General features: G+C 65.6%; 9 protein-coding genes. 3 read left to right on the top strand and 6 right to left on the bottom strand.

The annotated features are described in order from the left end of the window. Position 1: 1 nt before the first annotated feature. The 4 genes from sucD to AAF184_08340 all read right to left on the bottom strand — a co-directional run bounded on the left by sucD (position 2) and on the right by AAF184_08340 (position 5,886). Entirely contained in the window at positions 2 to 892 is an 891-nt protein-coding gene (gene sucD, locus AAF184_08355) for a succinate--CoA ligase subunit alpha (GenBank protein ID MEO0422331.1), read from the bottom strand. 7 nt (positions 893 to 899) lie between these two features. Then, positions 900 to 2,078 (bottom strand): malate--CoA ligase subunit beta, encoded by a 1,179-nt coding sequence (locus tag AAF184_08350; GenBank protein MEO0422330.1) that lies wholly within the window; start codon positions 2,076 to 2,078, stop codon positions 900 to 902. A 12-nt stretch (positions 2,079 to 2,090) separates the two neighbouring features. After that, a complete protein-coding gene (locus AAF184_08345) occupies positions 2,091 to 3,050 on the bottom strand; it encodes a CoA ester lyase (protein MEO0422329.1) in 960 nt (319 codons plus the stop codon). 451 nt (positions 3,051 to 3,501) lie between these two features. Then, entirely contained in the window at positions 3,502 to 5,886 is a 2,385-nt protein-coding gene (locus AAF184_08340) for a TonB-dependent receptor (protein MEO0422328.1), read from the bottom strand. Between the two features lie 204 nt (positions 5,887 to 6,090). On the opposite strand from AAF184_08340, the gene AAF184_08335 reads away from it, so the two are divergent. Further along, positions 6,091 to 8,115, top strand: a complete 2,025-nt coding sequence (locus AAF184_08335) for a chorismate mutase (GenBank protein ID MEO0422327.1) — start codon at positions 6,091 to 6,093, stop codon at positions 8,113 to 8,115. A gap of 13 nt (positions 8,116 to 8,128) precedes the next feature. Here AAF184_08335 and AAF184_08330 read toward each other — a convergent pair whose 3' ends face one another. Further along, positions 8,129 to 9,559 carry an FAD-dependent oxidoreductase gene (locus AAF184_08330; protein ID MEO0422326.1) on the bottom strand — a complete coding sequence of 477 codons (1,431 nt, stop codon included), beginning with the start codon at positions 9,557 to 9,559 and terminating at the stop codon, positions 8,129 to 8,131. A 13-nt stretch (positions 9,560 to 9,572) separates the two neighbouring features. Beyond that, a complete protein-coding gene (gene gltB, locus AAF184_08325; protein ID MEO0422325.1) occupies positions 9,573 to 14,060 on the bottom strand; it encodes a glutamate synthase large subunit in 4,488 nt (1,495 codons plus the stop codon). Between the two features lie 269 nt (positions 14,061 to 14,329). On the opposite strand from gltB, the gene AAF184_08320 reads away from it, so the two are divergent. Both AAF184_08320 and AAF184_08315 read left to right on the top strand, forming a co-directional pair. Further along, positions 14,330 to 15,109 (top strand): SDR family NAD(P)-dependent oxidoreductase, encoded by a 780-nt coding sequence (locus tag AAF184_08320; GenBank protein ID MEO0422324.1) that lies wholly within the window; start codon positions 14,330 to 14,332, stop codon positions 15,107 to 15,109. Further along, complete coding sequence (locus AAF184_08315) at positions 15,106 to 15,591, top strand: thioesterase family protein (protein MEO0422323.1); 486 nt, start codon at positions 15,106 to 15,108, stop codon at positions 15,589 to 15,591. Before AAF184_08320 ends, AAF184_08315 begins: the two co-directional genes overlap by 4 nt. Positions 15,592 to 15,623 lie beyond the last annotated feature (32 nt).

Genomic DNA, 15,623 nt, shown 5'->3' with positions numbered 1-15,623 from the left:
CCTAGGCGACTTTCTCGAGCACACTGGCCACCACCGGGCCGAAGTCCGCAGGCGTCGGCACGATGGTCACGCCGCACTCCTGCAGGATCTCCACTTTCTCCGCAGCTGATTCACCAAAGGCCGAGATGATCGCGCCCGCGTGGCCCATCTGACGCCCCTTCGGTGCGGTGAGCCCCGCGATGTAGGCGATGACGGGCTTGCTCATGTTCTCCTTGAAGAACCGTCCGCCTGCCGCCTCCTGCGGGCCACCGATCTCCCCGATCATCACCACCGCCTTGGTCTGCGGATCCTCCTCGAAACGCTCGAGGTGATCGCGGAACGCGCTGCCGTTGATCGGGTCGCCGCCGATGCCGACGCTGGTGGAGATGCCGATGCCTAAGGACTTCATCTGCGAGGCGGCCTCGTAGCCGAGGGTGCCCGAGCGACCGATGACACCGACCGAACCAGGCATATAGATGTGGCCCGGCATGATGCCCATCATGCACTTGCCCGGGCTGATACTACCGGCGCAGTTAGGCCCGGTAAGCACCATGCGGTTCTCCGCGCGGTAGCGGCGCATGTAGCGTTTGACGCGGATCATGTCCTGGGTGGGGATGCCGTCGGTGATGCACACGCAGAAGCGAATACCGGCGTCGGCCGCCTCCATGATGCCGTCCGCGGCAAAGGGTGGCGGCACCAGAATGATCGAGGCGTTGGCGCCCGTGGCCTCCACGGCGTCCTTCACCGTGTTGAACACCGGGCGATCGAGGTGCGTGGTGCCCCCCTTGCCCGGGGTCACGCCACCGACGATGTTGGTGCCGTAGTTCATCATCGCCTGGGCGTGGAAGCTGCCGTGCTGCCCCGTGAACCCCTGCACGATGACGCGACTGTCGTTGTCGAGAAGAATTGCCATGGTTCGCTCAGCTCCGTCCGGTGGTCTTTTTCCACTCGGCCACCGCCACTTCGGCAGCCTCGCGCAGGGTCTCTGCCTGGATGATCGGCAGGTCCGAGTCGTTGAGGATCTTGCGACCCTCCTCCACGTTGGTACCCGACAGGCGCACCACGAGCGGCATCTGCGGGTTCTCCTGGCGGACGGCTTGCACGACGCCCTCGGCCACCCAGTCGCAGCGATTGATGCCCGCGAAGATGTTGACCAGGATGGTCTGCACCTTGTCGTCGGACATCACCAGACGAAAGGCCTTGGCCACCCGTTCCGGTGAGGCACCGCCGCCGATGTCGAGGAAATTGGCCGGTTCGCCTCCCGCATGCTTGATCATGTCCATGGAGGCCATGGCGAGGCCGGCACCGTTGATGATGCAACCGATGTTGCCGTCGAGGCCCACGTAGCTGAGGCCACGGTCGGCCGCGCGCATCTCGCGGGGGTCTTCCTGGGTCTTGTCTCGCAACTCGGCGATGCGCGGGTGGCGGAAGGTGGCGTTGTCATCGAAGGACATCTTGCAGTCGAGGGCCAGCACCCGACCATCGCCGGTCACCACCAGCGGGTTGATCTCGGCCATGTTGGCGTCCCACTCGGTGAAGGCCTTGTAGACGCCCATGATCAGGTTGACGGCCTGATTCACTTCCTTGCCGCTAAGCCCTAAGGCAAAGGCGATTTCACGCGCCTGGAAGGCCTGCATGCCAACAGCGGGCTCGATGGCCGCACGGATCAGAGAGTCCGGCTTGCTCTGGGCGATGTCCTCGATTTCCATGCCGCCTTCAGCGGAGGCGACGATCATGATGCGCTCGCTCTCGCGGTCCATCACGAAGCCGAGGTAGAACTCGCGCTGGATGTCGCAGCCCGCTTCCACGTAGATGCGATGGATGAGCTTGCCTTCGGGGCCAGTCTGGTGGGTCACCAGGCGACGACCCAACAGGGCTTCGGCCGCTTCCCAGACCTCGTCCGGTGAACGGCAGATCTTGACGCCCCCCGCCTTGCCGCGGCCGCCGGCGTGCACCTGCGCCTTGACGGCGAATACCTCACCGCCCATTTCCTGGGCACGGTAGACGGCTTGTTCCGGGCTGTACGCAAGGGCGCCGGGCAACACGCCCACCCCGTAGTCGCGCAGCAGTGCCTTTGCCTGATACTCGTGAATGTCCACTTGTGTTCCCCCTTACGCCTTGGCGCGCATCAGCTGCGCCTGCTGCAGTACGTTGCGCGCCATACGCTCCGACGCCGCGTCGATCATCTTGCCGTCGAGCGATGCCGCGCCCTTGCCTTGGGCTGCCGCTTCGCCCAGCGCCTCAACGATCCGTTCGGCGCGGTCGATCTCCGCGTCCGGCGGCGACATGACCTCGTTGGCCAGTTCGATCTGGGACGGGTGGATCGCCCACTTGCCCTCGTAGCCGAGGGCCGCGGCGCGGCGGGCAGCGGCACGGTAGGCGTCGGGATCGCTGAAGTCGCCGAAGGGGCCGTCGATCGCACGCAAGCCGTAGGCTCGGCAGGCGGTGGCCATGTTCACCAGGGCCGCATGCCACTGGTCTGCAAGCGCCCCCTCGCACTGGTAGTCCGGGTTCAGGCCGCCGATCACGGTGGTCCGCGCCCGCATGCTCGCGGCGTAGTCGGCGACGCCGAAGTGCAACGCTTCGAGCCTTGCACTCGATTGCGCAATTGCCATTACGTTAGCCCCGCCAAGGGCCGTTTCGATCAGGCACTCGAGGCCGATGCGGTGCTCGCCGAAGCCCTTAGCGTCGCTGATCTGGGTGACCATGCAGTCAACCGTGTAGACATCTGCGGGCACACCCACCTTTGGTATCAAGATGGTGTCCAGGTTGGCGCCGGCCTGCTCCACGATGTCCACCACGTCTCGGTACATATAGTGGGTGTCGAGGCCGTTGATGCGCACGGAGATGGTCTTGCCCTTCTCGCGCCAGGGGATCTCGTTGAGGGCTTCGATGATGTTGCGCCGTGCCTGCTCCTTGTCCGCCGGCGCCACGGCATCCTCGCAATCGAGGAACACGTAGTCGGCCGCGCTATCGGCCGCCTTCTCGATCATCTTCGGGTTGGAGCCGGGTACGGCCAATTCACTGCGATGCAGCCTCGCCGGGGCCGGCGGGTACTGGGTGAAGCTCATTGATTCTCCTGTGCGCGTGAAGGGTGCATTCTCGACGTCATCGCGCGGGACAAGCCGTCCTGGCGATCGCGCCGCTGCATTTTCAGTTCTGGCCTTACGCTGGGTTTGCGCTCACCCGAGCCGATCGTGGTCAGGGCGATGGTGGCCCTTGACGCTGCGTCGCTGATCCTGGCTTCCCCGATCAGGCGACGCGTCTCGATCTCTGTGGGCAACGGGCGTCGAATGCTCGTTGCCGCACGACTTGCGAAAGACGGAGGCCAAGTCTGCCGGAACCAAAATATAAGACGAAATAAGGAATACTTACATTCCGGCAAGTATTCCTTGGGTTAGGGCATCGACCTGGATACATCCCTTCGGAATGTACACGAGAACTCGTGGAGCGAAGGGGAAGGCGCGGCAACTCCTTCCCAGAGATGGAAAAAGTTGCCGCCCGAAGCTGAGGAAGGACGCGCTAGAAGCGCAAACGAAGGGTCGCGCCGACCATGCGAGGCTCGCCGAGGAAGGCGCCGAAAGTCTGGGTGGACCCAGGGCCACTTCCCGACCCCTGCAGCGGCTGGTCGAAGGCGATCTGGATGAAGTCCTCGTCCAGCAAATTGCGCGCCCACACCTCGATGGTCCACCGCTCGCTATCGCTACCGAGCCCGACCCGCATGTTGAGCACGGTGAACGCGTCCTGGATCTTCTCCACATCGAGATCGGAACCGGTGTTCATCTCAGAGGTGAAGCGCGAATCGAGGTGGATGAACCCGAGCAGGCCGTTGCCGAGGGGCTGCTCGTAGGTCGCGGCCAGCGACGCGCTCCAGCGCGGTGCGTTGGTAAGCGTCTGGCCTGCCAACGGCGATAGCACACCGGTGGCCGGGTCGATGATGTCGTCGCCGTAGCGGGCGTTGGCGAAGGCCACACCGCCGCGTAGCGTGAGCGTCTCGAAGGGCAGCGCGGTGAAGTCGAGCTCGAAGCCCTCCGTGGTCACTTCCGCGAGATTGCTCACCACGAAGTTGATCCCCGTGAAGGTGTTGAGCTGGAAGTTTTCGAACTCGCTGCTGAAGGCTGCCAGGTTCAACTGGAGGGCGCCGCCGGCCAGGCGCGACTTGAGCCCGATCTCGTAGGAGTCCACGGTCTCGGCTTCGAACTCGAGATCGGCACCGGAGGGCGTCAGCCCGAGCAGAGGGTTGGCAAGCCCCGCACGGTCCAGGTTGAAGCCCCCGGCCTTGAAGCCCCTGCCGTATGAAGCGTAGCCGGAAACGCTGTCAGTGAACTCGATGCCGAGGTTGACGGTTCCCGTGACTTCCCTGTCCGTGCGATCTGCGGCGTACTCACCGTCGGTCAGAGGATTAAAGAACGGCAGGCAAACAAGACCAATAGCGTCGGGCGGTGCCACCCCCAACCCCACCGATGCCAAACACGCTGGATTGTCCGACAGCAGGCTGGCCTCGAGATCCTTGTCCTCCTCCGTGTAGCGCACGCCGAAGCCCAAGGAGACGCGGTCGGTAAACCGCAAAGTGTTGTGGGTGAACAGCGCCCAGCTCACCGCCTCCTGGTGGAAGGAGTCGCTCACGACGCCCTGGCCCTCACTGTAGATAGTGCCAGGCGCCAGGCCGGTGATGGCCGGCAGAGTGCCGGGAACGCCACCGCCGAGGAGCAGGTCGAGGAAAGGCTCGTACACGGCGCCGGTTCGGATCGCGTCATCGAGCGCGAGTTCCTCATCTGAGTAGAAGCCACCGATCATCCAATCGAAGCGATCGCTCGTGCCCGCAAGCCGCAGCTCCTGGGTGAAGGTATCAAAGCCCTGCACGTTGCCGTCGATGTCACGGAAGAGGACATCGGCGCTCGTGTAGTCGAGATCCTGGGACCGGTTCGCGTTCCACTCGCGGTAGGCGGTGATGGAAGTAAAGGTGCCGAAGGAGGCGTCCGCATCGATCTGCAGGGAGACGCCGTAGTCTTCCACGTCTTGCTGGTAGCCACGCTCCACGTTCACCGTGGCGTCGCGTTCGAAGGGATCGGGCGGTACCACCACATCGCCGCCAAGGGCGGTGATGAAGCCGGTGGTGGGTCCTGCCACGATGGTGGTGGCCGCGCAGCAGGTCTCGTTGCGATCGGCGTAGTCGGCGATGATCCGCATGGAGATCGCCTCGGTGGGGTCGGCTTGCAACTGGGCGCGCAACAAGACGCGGTCACGGTCGTTGAAGCTCACGCCCGTGGCGCGGTCCTCCAGAAACCCGTCACGCTCCGTGAACGCGCCATCGATACGGAACGCGATCTGGTCCTCTACCAACGGACCGCTCCACCCCGCGTTCAGCCGCATCTCATTGAAGCTGCCGAAGGAGCCGCTCAGATGACCTTCCGGTTCGTAGGAAGGCCCCTTGGTGATGATATTGATCAAACCCGCCGAGGCGTTCTTACCAAACAGCGTTCCTTGGGGGCCGCGCAGCACCTCGATGCGCTCGATCTCACCGAGCTCCGTCAAGGCGTTGTTGTTGCGGTTTCGGTAGACGCCATCGATGAAGATGGCGACGGAAGACTCGAGGCCGGGGTTGTCCCCGGTGGTGCCGATGCCGCGGATACGAGCCACCGTGCCGGCCGCCTCTGACGCGGAACTCGACAGTACCAGGCTCGGTGCGAGCGCCGTGAGCTGTCGGATGTCGACGATGCCGGCCTTCTCGAGCGTGCCGGAGTCGATCGCATTCACGGCGATGGGCACGTCCTGCAGGGATTCCTCGCGCTTCTGCGCGGTGACCACCACCTCTTCCAGCTGGGCTTGCACACCCGTACTTACCAGTGCGAGCGCCACCCCGGCAGGCCACATCGCCCGCGCCAGCTGAATGCTCTTATCCTTCACCACGACCGTCATTGCTCCCCCTATGCCCCCACGGCAACGATTGCAAACGCGGGCAATGTAGCCCACCGGGTCCGATGGCAGCAATGTTGCCTGCCTCCCGATGAGGCTCGAGCGCACAGACACGGGCGGCAACGTGCACGATAATGCTCCGCGGCGAGCACCCTAGGGCGCTCGCGACGCTCGCCCATGAAAAGGACCCCGGCTATGGCCGACAAACCGACCGTCGACGGCAAACAAGACCCATCAGCCCCACCTACCCCCGATGCCTTGACCGGCCTGCGTGATGAGATCACCGCGCTCGACAGCTCGCTCATCGAGCTGCTCGCCCGGCGCCGTGAACTCGCCGTGGGCATCGCGCAAACCAAGGCCACCTCCGGGCGCGCGATCCGCGACCAGGAACGGGAAGAAGACCTGCTGGTCCGACTCATCGAACGCGGCAAATCGCACGGTCTCGACGCGCCCTATGTCACCCGCGTCTTTCATCTGATCATCGACGACTCAGTTCGGCTGCAACAATCGCGACTGGTGGAGAGCAACGACCCGGCGGTGGACGCCCCGAGCATTCGGGTCGCCTTCCAGGGCGACACGGGCTCCTACAGCCAGGTCGCCGTGCAACAGCACTTCGCGAGCCGCGCCGACCGCCTCGTATTCCTCGGCTTCGACGCCTTCTCCCAAGCGGTGGAGGCGGTGGAGTCCGGCGCCGCGGATTACGCCATGCTGCCGATCGAGAACACCACCTCCGGCGGTATCAACGAGGTCTACGACCTGCTCATGCACACGCCCCTCAATGTGATCGGCGAGGAGACCCTGCAGATCGACCACTGCTTGCTCGCGCCGCCGGGCACCAGCTTGGAGTCCCTCGATCGCATCTACGCCCACCCGCAGGGCTTCGCCCAGTGCAGTCAGTTCGTGGCGGGCCTACGCCACTGTCGCCAGGAGTCCCTGGAGACGGCGGAGGCCGTGCGTCGCGCCGCTCAGGACACCGACAAGCGTGCGGGTGCGATTGCGAGCCGGCAAGCGGGCGAGCGCTACGGCCTCGTGCCCCTGGCGACGAACATCGCGAACCAGCGGGAAAACGTGACGCGGTTTCTGTGCGTGGCCCGCCAAGCGCGCGCGGTGCCCCTGCCGATCGCCTGCAAGACCTCGTTGGTGATGGCCACAGCGGACACGGCCGGGTCGCTGGTGGAGGCACTCACCCTCTTTCGCGATGCGGGCTTGAGCATGTGCAAGCTGGAGTCGCGCCCCATCATGGGCAACCCCTGGGAGGAGATGTTCTACGTGGATGTGGAGGGCAACGTCGATGCCCCAGCGATGCGCGAGACCTTGCGACGCCTGGCGCGTGTGACCCGCTACCTGAAGGTACTCGGGTGCTACCCATCGCATCAGATTCGCGCCACCCCGGTGGCGCCCGAGCGCTGGGTCGGCAGCGAACCGGCGGCGACTTCGGCAGGTCACTCCTCCACGGTACCCGCTACCGAATCGGCTCATTTGGTCAGCGTGAGGATCGGCCCGATGACCGTGGATGCGCAACGTTTCGCCATCATGGCCGGCCCCGCGCAGGAGACCACTCAACAAACCGCCCTGCGCGAGGCTGAGCAGGCTGCTCAAGCGGGCGCCAGCGCCCTCGTGAGTGGACTGCAGGACAACGCCCTCGCCGTCGATGCCCAACGTTGGCGGCGGCAGCTGCAATGGTTGGCCGAGGCAGCGCGCGCCACTCGCCTGCCCCTGGTCGCCACGGTGATGCGGGTGGAACACGTGGCCGAAGCGGCGGCCGCGGCAGATGCCCTGCGTTTGGACGGCCGCCACATGGAACATCTCGACCTGTTACGGGCGGTCGGTCGTACGGCGCGTCCGGTGATTCTCACGCGCGGGCGGTCGAGCAGCATGCGCGAACTCCTGCGCGCCTTGAACATCCTGCGCACGGAAGGCAATCGACAGGTGTTGCTGTGTGAAGCGGGCGCCGCCGCCGCGGACGACGCGACGCAACCGACCTTGGATCTCGGCACCGTCGCCCGCCTTCGTCACGAGACGGACTGCCCCGTACTGATCGATCCCGGCGCCGCCCTGGGCGGCACGGCGGCCCTGGCCACACCTTTGCTGGCGGCCGGTAAGGCGGCCGGCGCCAACGGTTGCCTGATTGCGTTGAAAGGTGATGGTGCTGAGAGCGAGGCGCCTACGCTAACCCGCGCACACTTCGCCGACGTCGTAGCACAGGTGTTGCGGCGATGAGCGGCTCTCGCGCCTACGCCTGCTGCTGACGCGGCACGCCCATGTAGTGCAGCATACCGCGCGCCGCCTCGCGGCCCTCGAAGACGGCGGTGACCACAAGGTCGGCGCCGCGCACCATGTCCCCACCGCCGAAGACCTTCTCATTGGTGGTTTGGTAGGGGCGATCGGCGTCCCGGCCGACTTGTAGCTTGCCATCAGGTGCCAAGGCGATCCCGTGGTCAGCGAGCCACGCGGGCGGACTCGGACGGAAGCCGAAGGCGATGATTACCGCATCGGCCTCGATCACGTGCTCCGTGCCCTCGACCACTTCCGTGCTGCGCCGACCGGCGCGTCCGCGCGCCGGCCCCACGCGAGTCTCCATCAGCCGCACGCCCTCGACTCGGTCCTCTCCGACAATGGCTACCGGCTGGCGGTTGTAGAGGAATTCGACGCCCTCTTCCACGCTGTTGCGTAGCTCGCGGCGGGAGCCCGGGAGGTTGGCCTCATCGCGGCGATAGGTGCAGGTGACGCTTCTCGCGCCCTGGCGCAGCGCCGTGCGATTGCAGTCCATTGCCGTGTCTCCACCGCCGAGCACCACCACGCGCTTGTCCTTCAAGCTGATGTACGGATCGTCCGTGCTCACCGAGAGCAAGCGGTTGACGTTGCCGATGAGAAACGGCAACGCCGGATAGACACCCGGCAGCTGCTCGCCCGGGAACTCTCCCTTGACCGCGCTGTAGGCGCCCAGGCCGAGGAACACGCTGTCGTACTCCTCGAGCAACTCCTCGAAGCCCACGTCCCGGCCCACCTCGACCCCGAGGCGAAACTCCACGCCCATCTCTTCCATCAAGCGATGGCGCAGCTCAACGATCTCCTTCTCCAACTTGAACGGCGGGATGCCGAAGGTCAGGAGCCCCCCGATCATGGGGTAACGGTCGTAGACGACGGCCTCCACGCCGTTGCGCACCAGGATGTCCGCCGCGCCGAGTCCCGCCGGACCGGCGCCGATCACCGCCGCCTTCTTGCCGGTGGGTTGCACGTAGGAGAGGTCCGGACGCCACCCGCGCTTGATGGCCTCGTCGGTGATGTAGCGTTCGATCGCGCCGATGCTGACGGCGCCATGGCCGTCGTTCAGGGTGCAAGCGCCCTCACAGAGCCGATCCTGCGGGCAGATGCGCCCACACATCTCGGGCAGGGAGTTGGTGCGGTGGGAGAGCTCCGCCGCCTCGAAGAGGTTGCCCTCCTCGATCAAGCGCAGCCAGTCTGGGATGTAGTTGTGCACCGGACACTTCCACTCGCAGAAGGGGATGCCGCACCCCAGGCAACGGGCGGCCTGTTCCGCTGCCGCGTCAGCGCCATAGTGTCCGTAGATCTCGCCGAAATGGCGCACACGCTCGCTGGCGGGCGCCTTTTCCGGTTCGCGCCGGGGCGTATCCAGGAAGTGCAGAGGTTTGTCTTGTGCCACGTTGATGAAGCTCCTAGCTGGCGCGACGCAGAGATTCGACGAGGTTGTCGATACTCGCGGCCTTCGGCTTCACCAGCCAGAAGCGCCCCACCACGCTGCGGAAGTCGTCCAGCATCTCCTGCGCCCACTTGCTCCCCGTCTCCTGCACATGGGTGGCGAGCTGGCGTAGGAGGTATTGGCTGTGGGCCTCCATGCGTTCGGGCGTGAGACGGTGGATGTCGATCAGGTCGTGGTTGTAGCGGTCGACAAAGTCGCGGTCGAGGTCGAGCACCAACGCGAAGCCCCCGGTCATGCCTGCGCCGAAGTTCACCCCCGTGCGACCGAGCACGGTCACCGCGCCGCCGGTCATGTACTCGCAGCAGTGATCCCCGGCGCCCTCGATGACGGCGACGGCGCCAGAGTTGCGCACGGCGAAGCGTTCGCCCGCGAGTCCGGCGGCGTAGATCTCGCCTCCGGTGGCGCCGTAGAGGCACGTGTTGCCCATGATCACCGTGTCGCGTGCGCGAAAGGTCGCACTGCGCGGGGGGTAGAGCACGAGCTTGCCGCCCGCCATCCCCTTGCCAACGTAGTCGTTGGCATCCCCTTCCAAGTGCAGGTGCAGGCCGCCGGCATTGAACACGCCGAAGCTCTGGCCGGCACTGCCCTGGAGGCGCACCTCGAGCGGCGTGCGTGCCATGCCCTGATCGCCGTGATGGCGAGCGATCTCCCCGGAGATGCGCGCGCCTACGGACCGATCGTAGTTGTGCACGGTGTAATGGAAGCGCCCGCCGTGGCCAGCCTCGATGGCGCCTCGCATGTCGCGCAGCATCTGCTGGGCGAGCTCGGCCTGGTCGAAGGGATCGTTGGTGGGCGAGGTGCACAGGTGCTTGCCGTCGTCCAAGCCCTTACCGGCCGTGATCGGGGTGAGGTCCAAGCGCCGCTGGCGGTCCGTCTCCCCTTCGCGGAGGCGAATGAGATCCACCCGACCGATGAGTTCATCGAGCGTACGCGCGCCGAGCGAGGCCATGAGTTCGCGCACCTCTTCAGCGACAAACTGGAAGTATTTCACCACCATGTCCGGCAAGCCGGTAAAGAAGCGCTGGCGCAGGGTCTTGGTCTGGGTGGCCACGCCCACGGCGCAGTTGTTGAGGTGACAGATGCGAAGGTACTTGCAGCCAAGGGCGATCAGCGGCGCCGTACCGAAGCCGAAGCTTTCCGCGCCGAGGAGCGCGGCCTTCACCACGTCGAGACCGGTCTTCAGCCCGCCGTCGGTTTGAATCCGAGTCTTGTGGCGCAGGTTGTTCGCGCGCAGCGTTTGATGGGTCTCGGCGAGTCCCAACTCCCAGGGTCCGCCCGCGTACTTGATCGAGGTCAGGGGGCTGGCGCCCGTGCCGCCGTCATGGCCGGCGATGGTGATGAGGTCGGCATAGGCCTTGGCCACACCCGCGGCGATGGTGCCGACACCCGGGGCGGCGACCAGTTTCACGGAGACGAGCGCCGAGGGGTTGACCTGCTTCAGATCGAAGATGAGCTGGGCCAGATCCTCGATGGAGTAGATGTCATGGTGGGGCGGCGGCGAAATCAAACCGACCCCCGGGCTGGCGTAGCGCAGGCGGGCGATCGTTTGATCCACCTTGTGCCCGGGCAGCTGGCCACCCTCACCCGGCTTGGCGCCCTGGGCGATCTTGATCTGCAGCACCTCGGCGTTGACCAGGTACTCGGGCGTGACGCCGAAACGCCCGGAGGCGATCTGCTTGATCTTCGAGCGCTTCTCCGTGCCATGGCGCGCGGGGTCTTCCCCGCCCTCGCCCGAGTTGCTGCGCCCGCCGATGCGGTTCATCGCGATGGCAAGGGCCTCGTGGGCTTCGGGCGATAGGGCGCCGAGAGACATGCCCGCGCACTCGAAGCGCTTGGTGATGGCCTCGACCGATTCGACCTCCTCCAGCGGCACCGGCTCGCCCAAGGGGTCCAACTCGAACAGATCGCGTAGGGAGGCGATAGGACGCTCGTTGACCGCACGGGCGAACACGTCGTAGTCCTCCCGGTCTCCGGTGCGCACGGCCATCTGCAGGGCCTGCACGACCTCCGTGTTGTACATGTGGTACTCACCGCGGTGAACCCACTTGTAGATGCCACCCTGCTCTCGCGGGGCGCGCTCGTTCCACGCGCGCTCGCTGAGCGCCACTTGATCCGCCTTCAGATCATCGAAGTTGGCCCCCTGGATGCGGCTGGGGGTACCGCGGAAACAGCGCGCCACCACCTCCTCGTGGAGGCCGACGATCTCGAACAGCTGCGCGCCGCGGTAGCTGGCGATGGTGGAGATGCCCATCTTGGACATGATCTTCAGCAGGCCCTTACGGATGCCGCGGCGATAGCTGCGCCCGAGCTGCTTGGAATGGTAGTCCTGCTTGATCTCGTTGCTGCGGCTCAGATCGTGCAAACACTGATACGCCATGTAGGGGTACACGGCCGTCGCCCCGTTGCCGATCAGGCACGCGAAGTGATGCGGGTCGCGTGCGGTGCCGGTCTCGATGACGAGGTTGCAGCGGCAGCGCAGGCCCGTGTCCACCAGATGCTGATGCACGGCACCGGTGGCCAGCAGGGCGTGCAGGGGGAGCTTCTCGCGCGTGAGGTAGCGATCGCTCAGCAGGAGCACCAGGTTGCCGGCGCGCACCGCTTGCTCCGCCTGGGTGCAGAGCGAGTCCAGCGCTTCCGCCAGGGTCATGGTGACGGGGAAATTCAGGTCGAGGAACGCGTGGCTGACGCCGTGTTGATCGAAGTCCAGGATCTGGCGCAGCTTGCGCTGGGAGAGCACCGGCGAGGACAGCACGATCTGATGGGCGTGATCGGGCTGTGGGTCGAGCACGTTGCACTCTCGCCCGATCTGCGTCTGCAGCGACATCACCACCGATTCTCTCAGGGGGTCGATCGGCGGATTGGTGACCTGCGCGAACTGCTGGCGAAAGAAATCGTAAGGTGATCGGACGCGACGCGAGAGCACCGCGATCGGCGTGTCGTCGCCCATGGCGCCAACCGCCTCCATCTCACTCTCCGCGAGGGGGCGGATCACCGAGGTGCGCTCTTCGTTGCTCACACCGAACATCTTCTCGTAGGCGAGAAGCGTGTCGGCGGGCATCGGCTCCGCGGCGAGGCGCGAGTCCACCAGCTGCGAGTCGAGATAGCGCACACCTTCCTTTAGCCAGTGCTTGTAAGGCGCCGTCTGCTTCAAGCGCTCGTCGATGTCGGCGCTGTGCAGGAGCCGCGCGTGTTCAAGGTCGACGGCGATCATCTGGCCGGGGCCCAGGCGGCCCTTGGCCACCACGGTGGACGGTTCGTAGTCGATGACCCCCGTCTCCGAGGCCACGGTGATGATCCGATCGTCCGTAAGCCAGTAGCGCGCCGGACGTAGCCCGTTTCGATCCAGGGTGCAGGCCGCGTAGCGCGAGTTGGCCATGACGATGCCGGCTGGGCCATCCCAGGGCTCGATGTGCGATGAGTAGAACTCGTAGAACGCGCGCAGATCGGGATCGAGGCTGGCCGTGGCCTGCCAGGCCGGGGGAACCAACAGGCGCATCGCGAGCAGGAGATCCAGGCCGCCGGCCAGCAGGACCTCGAGCATGTTGTCCAGCGACGATGAGTCGGAGCCCTGCATGGAGACCAGAGGTGCCAGCTCGCAGAGCTCGGGCAGGAGGTCTGAGGTAAAGCGACCGCGGCGCGCCTCGGCCCAGTTGCGATTGACCCGGATCGTGTTGATCTCGCCGTTGTGCGCGAGGTAGCGGAACGGTTGGGCGAGGGACCATTGCGGCAGGGTGTTGGTGGAGAAACGCTGATGGAACACGCAGACGGACGTGGTCAGGCGTTCATCGCGCAGGTCCAGGTAGAACTCCGGCAGCAGGCGCGGCAACACCATGCCCTTGTAGACGATGGCATCGCTCGACAGGCTGCAGACGTAGAAGTCTTCCACGTCGCCAGCCATCGCCATCTCCGCGCGGCGACGGGCGACGAACAAGCGGCGCTCGAACTGCCCGAGCGACATCTCCGCCGGGGCATTCACGAAGGCCTGTTCGACCGTGGGCAGGAGCGCCAGGGCTTCCTCGCCGCACGCGGCGACGTCCACCGGCACCTGGCGCCACCCGGCGAAGGACAGGCCACCGTCGCTGACCGCGCGCTCGAGTGCCTGACGGGCCTGTTCGGCGCGCGGTGCATTCTTCGGCAGGAAGACGTTGCCGGCGGCAAAGCGCTTGGCCGGCGTAATGTTGGCGGCGGCGGCGACGGCGCGAAGGAAGGAATCGGGTCGGCGAATGAGCAAACCACAGCCGTCGCCGGAGCGCCCGTCCGCCGCCACAGCGCCGCGATGGGTCAGCCGACTGAGCGCCTCGATGGCGCGGGAGACGATGCGGTGATCAGGGCGGTCGTCGATGCTCGCGATCAAGCCGAAGCCGCAGCTGTCCTTCTCGAAATCGGGCTGCCACAGGCCGTGATCCGGGTGAGCCTCGGCGGCCCGCTTGCTGAGTATCGTCATTCCACCTCCGACCGCATTCCCCTTCAGGCCAGAAACAACAAGGGCGCCGGGAGAGAGCCCCAAGCGCCCCTGGTTGGCCTGGCGCGGGTCTGGGCCCGTGCCGTGCGGTGCATAGCAGCAATCCTGCTATAGGGGCGAAGAAGCGGTCAAGGCGGCAATCCTTTCCCGGTGCATGTGCCGCCATCGACCCGTGTCAAGCACACTCGGGTTCACCTGAGCGTGCCGACGCCGCACGCTCGGGCGAGACCAGCCCGATATGAGGATCCCCATTGCCCGATACATTGATCGCTACGCCTGGCTGGGCCCTCGTGCAGGGCGCCTCGCGCGGCATCGGCTACGCCTTGGTCGAAGCCCTGCTCTCCCGTGTGAATGTCCTCGGCGTGGTCGCCACCAGCCGCCGCCCGCACCAATCGTCGACGCTAGCGGACTTGAGCGAGCGCTTCGGTCCGCGACTGATCACCGTGCCGCTGGATGTGGAGGCGCCCAGCTCGATTGAGGCGGCGGCGCGCGAGGTCTCAGCGCGACTGCCGGAGGATGAGGCGCTGCGCATCGTGATCAATTCCACGGGGCTCCTGCACGACGGTGCCCATCAACCGGAAAAGCGCTTGGAGAACGTAGAGGCCGAAGCGCTCGCGCGCGCCTTCGCCGTGAATGCGACCGGGCCGATCCTCGTCGCTCAGCAGTTCATGCCACTAATTCCCAAAGAGGGTCCAAGCGTATTCGCTTCCCTGAGTGCCCGCGTTGGTAGCATTTCCGACAACCGTCTGGGAGGGTGGTACGCCTACCGTGCCTCTAAGGCGGCTCAGAACATGCTGACCAAGACCCTCGCCATCGAATGGGCCAGACGCCTGCCCGAGTGCATCTGCGTCGGGCTCCACCCAGGCACGGTGGACACGCAATTGTCGGCGCCGTTTCGCAGTGGCGTGTCGGCGCAGGCGCTGTTTTCACCAACCCGTGCCGCCGGCGCACTGCTCGACGTGCTCGGCGGTTTAGACCAGGGCGATAGCGGTAGCTGCTTCGCGTGGGATGGCCAGAGGATCGAGCCGTGACCCAGCGAACTGCGAACGATGGCTGGGATCTGCCGACGCCGTTTCTGATCGATCACGCGGTGGCGCGCGAGGATATCGACGGTCTCGGCCACGCCAACAACACCAGCTACATGCGCTGGTGCGAGCGGGTGAGCTGGGCCCACTCGGAGAGCCTCGGGATCACCCTAGACACTTATCAAACGATGCGCCGGGCGATGGTGATCAGACGCTGCGAGTACGACTACCTGTCCGCCGCCTACGCGGACGAGCCGCTGCGCCTGGCCACCTGGGTGGTGGAGTGCGACGAGATCATCCGCATCGTACGGCGATTCCAGATTCGAAATGCGCATGATGGCCGCACCCTATTGCGAGCGCGTACGGAGTTTGCCTGCATCAATCTGGACACGGGGCGGGCGAGCAGGATGCCCCAAGCCTTCGCCGACACTTACGCGTCGGTGCTCACTCCAGTGCCCGAACAGCGAGCTCCAAACCGTCCATCGTGAGGACATATTTCTCCCCGAAAGACCACTGTCGT

It is taken from the genome of Pseudomonadota bacterium (assembly GCA_039815145.1).
Classification (GTDB): Bacteria; Pseudomonadota; Gammaproteobacteria; order Steroidobacterales; family JBCBZW01; genus JBCBZW01.
Note: the sequence above shows the minus strand (reverse complement) of the source record. Positions and strands in the feature narration are given on the sequence as shown.